The following is a 3,383-nucleotide window of genomic DNA, read 5'->3' on the forward strand; positions in this document are numbered from 1 at the left end:
AGGTGCCCGACCTGGCCGACGTGCGCGGCCAGCCACTCGCGCGCGGCGCCGCCGAGGTCGCTGCGGCCGGGGGGCACCACCTCTACCTGGTCGGGGAGCCGGGTTCCGGCAAGACGATGCTCGCCACACGGCTCACCTCACTGCTCCCCTCCCTCGACGACGAGACGGCCCTGACCGTCACGGCCCTGCACTCCCTCGCCGGCCTCCTGCCCGCGGACGGGAGCCTCATCCGTCGACCGCCCTTCCAGTCGCCCCACCACTCGGCGACGATGCCCGCCCTCGTGGGCGGCGGGGCGGGAGTGCCCCGTCCGGGGGCCGCCTCGCTCGCACACGGGGGAGTGCTGCTCCTGGACGAGGCGGCCGAGTTCTCCCCGGCGGTGCTCGACGCCCTGCGCCAGCCGGTGGAGGAGGGGGTGGTGAGGATCCACCGGGCCCGCGCCACCGCGCGGTACCCCGCCTCCTTCCAGCTCGTCCTCGCCACCAACCCCTGTCCCTGCGGGCTGTCGGGCGCCCGCGGCCGCGAGTGCACCTGCACACCCCTGCAGAGGCGTCGCTACCTCTCACGCCTGTCGGGGCCCCTGCTGGACCGCGTCGACATCCGGGTGTCCATGCACTCGCCCAGTCGTGCCGACCTGCGGCTGGACGAGACGGAGTCCTCCGCTGTCGTCGCCGGTCGCGTCCGTCGGGCGCGGGAGCGGGCACGGCGCCGGTGGAGCGCGGCGGGTGCCGGGTGGACGCGCAACTCGCGGGTCCCGGGCTCCTGACTCCGGGAGCACTCGGGCATCGAGGCCTCGCTCCTGTCGGACCTGGACCGGTCCGTGGACCGGGGCGTGCTGTCCATGCGGGGGGCGGACCGGGTGCTGCGCCTCGCCTGGACGGTGGCCGACCTCGCGGGGCACGAACGACCTGACGACACCGACCTGGCGCGGGCACTGGTCCTGAGGGAGGAGAACGACGATGGAACCCTGTGAGGCCCGGGACCCCCGCCTCGCCGCGGCGTGGTGGTGCGCGGTGGTCGAGCCCGGTGACCCCTTCGCCCATGCGCTGCGGCACGCGCTGGGGGAGGAGGAGGCCCTGGCGTGGGCGATGGCCCCGGCTCCGGGGCCGCTGCCCGACGACGTGGCACGAGGGCCCGGGGGCAGACCCCGTCCCTGGCAGGGGGCGTGGGAACGGTGGCACCCACGGGCCGTGGTCGCCGATCCCGCGCGCGACCTCGAGGAACTGGAGGGGCTGGGTGGATGCCTCGTCATCCCGGGTGGGACCGGGTGGCCGGCGGGACTCGACGACCTCGGGGCGAATGCCCCCCACGCCCTGTGGGTGCTCGGAGGACTCGCCGCTGGCTGCTCGGTGGCGGTCGTGGGTGCGCGCGCCTCGACGTCCTACGGCAACAGGGTCGCCGCCGACCTCGCCCTGGAGGTGGCGGAGGCGGGGATCGACATCGTCTCGGGAGGAGCCTTCGGCATCGACGCCTGTGCGCACCGGGGGGCGTTGGCCGCCACCGGGGGCCGGACGACGGCCGTGATGGCGGGAGGACTGGCGCACCTCTACCCCCGCGCCCACGTCGACCTCCTCCACGAGGTCGCCCGTGAGGGGGCGCTCGTCTCGGAGGTGCCTCCCTCCTGGCGTCCCGCACGCTGGCGCTTCCTCGGTCGCAACCGCCTGATCGCCGCCCTGGCGGCGGCGACGGTCGTCGTCGAGGCCTCGGTCCGCTCGGGGGCACTGTCCACGGCGCGTCACGCCGAGCGGATGGTGCGCCACGTGGGCGCCGTACCGGGCCCGGTGACCTCATCCTCGTCGGCGGGGTGCCACCACCTCATCCGTGAGGGGGCGACCCTGGTCCAGGGGAGCAGGGACGTGCTGGAGATGGTCAGCTCCCTGGGGGCGTTCGGCGCGGGGACGGCCCCGGGTGCGCCGGTGGAGGAGGACAGGGGCACGGACGCCCTGCCCGCGGGCCAGCGGCGGGTCTGGGAGGCCCTGCCCAGGAGGGCCGGGACCACCCTGGAACGGCTCGCACGCGCCGCGGGGATGCCCCAGCGCGAGGTCCTCGCCGCACTCGCCCACCTGCAGCTCGAGGGGCTCGTGGTCGCCCACCCCCTGGGATGGGCGAGGAGCACGCGGGGAGGATGAGGCCGCCTGCGTGCCTCCCCGGACCGTGCAGCGACGTCCCTAGCATGGGGGCATGACCGAGACCGCACTCATCCGGCGCTGGACCACCCAGCTGCGTGACGGGCGCGGTCTGTCCGCCAACACCGTGCGCGCCTACACCACCGACCTGGAGTCACTCTTCGACCACCTGGGGATCCCCCGGGACCAGGCCGACGGGGAGGCACTCGCACAGGTGCTGACGACCCGTTCGCTGCGGGGGTGGCTCGGCTCCCTCGCGGAGGAGGGCGACTCCCGATCCACCCTCGCCCGTCACACGGCCTCGGTGCGGTCCTTCACGGCCTGGGCCCGCGCGCACGGGGTCCTCGGCTCCGACCCGGCGCTCATGCTCGCCTCCCCGCGTCCCGACCAACGACTCCCCGACGTCCTCGACGCGGAGGCAGTCTCGTGCCTCCTCGACCGTGCCCGTGAGGAGGCCGACGAGGGCGGGCCCGTGGAACTGCGGGACTGGTCGGTGCTCGAGCTGCTCTACGCCAGTGGCATCAGGGTGGCGGAGCTCTGCGCCCTCGACCTCGGCTCCGTGATGGAGGACACCCAGTCGCTGAGGGTCATCGGGAAGGGGGACAAGGAGCGTGTGGTGCCATTCGGCGACCCCGCGGCGTGGGCCCTGCGGGAGTGGCTCGGACGGGGCCGCCCCGCCCTCCTCACCCCCTCCAGCGGACGGGCCCTCTACCTCGGGGCCCGCGGGGGGCGGGTGGACCAGCGCGTGGTGCGCGGGGTCCTCCACCGGCTCACCGCCCGGGCGGGGGTGCACGACATCGCCCCCCACGGGATGCGCCACACCGCGGCCACCCACATGCTCGCGGGTGGGGCGGACCTGCGCTCGGTCCAGGAGCTGCTCGGGCATTCCTCCCTGCGCACCACCCAGCGCTACACCCACGTCGACTCCGCACGGCTGTCAGCCGTCTACCTCCGGGCCCATCCCAGGGCGTGAGCGGCGCCCCTGCGGAGGAGGACGCGTCCATCCGGGGGGCTCGCCTGCCGAGGCCGGACGCTCAGGGGTCCCACGGCTTGAGGACGACCCGGCCCACCAGCAGGCGCAGCGGGTCGACGTAGGCGTCCGGGCCGGTGCGCACCCCCCAGTGCAACGCGCCCGGCGAGTGGCCCTGTCCCACGGTCGCGACGACCTGCCCGCGCGCCACCGGCTCACCGGTGGCCACGAGGGGTGTCACCGGTTCGAAGGAGGACCTCAGGAAGCCGTGGCCGACGGAGACGACCCC

2 protein-coding genes and 2 pseudogenes are annotated in these 3,383 nt (G+C 75.3%); 3 read left to right on the forward strand and 1 reads right to left on the reverse strand.

Annotated elements, in window-relative coordinates:
* The 3 genes and pseudogenes from TA90_RS10995 to TA90_RS11005 form a co-directional block, all read left to right on the forward strand.
* A pseudogene (locus TA90_RS10995) lies at positions 1-971 on the forward strand (ATP-binding protein); the annotation flags it as partial.
* Positions 958-2,127, forward strand: a complete 1,170-nt coding sequence (gene dprA, locus TA90_RS11000; protein ID WP_043536444.1) for a DNA-processing protein DprA — start codon at positions 958-960, stop codon at positions 2,125-2,127. The pseudogene TA90_RS10995 and the gene dprA, both read left to right, overlap by 14 nt.
* 52 nt (positions 2,128-2,179) lie before the next feature.
* Positions 2,180-3,097, forward strand: a complete 918-nt coding sequence (locus TA90_RS11005; RefSeq protein ID WP_043536446.1) for a tyrosine recombinase XerC — start codon at positions 2,180-2,182, stop codon at positions 3,095-3,097.
* 61 nt (positions 3,098-3,158) lie between these two features.
* Here TA90_RS11005 and TA90_RS15235 read toward each other — a convergent pair.
* Positions 3,159-3,383: pseudogene (locus TA90_RS15235) on the reverse strand (M23 family peptidase); the annotation flags it as partial.

The sequence above is a fragment of the Actinomyces polynesiensis genome, from assembly GCF_000820725.1.
In the GTDB taxonomy this organism is placed as follows: Bacteria; Actinomycetota; Actinomycetes; order Actinomycetales; family Actinomycetaceae; genus Pauljensenia; species Pauljensenia polynesiensis.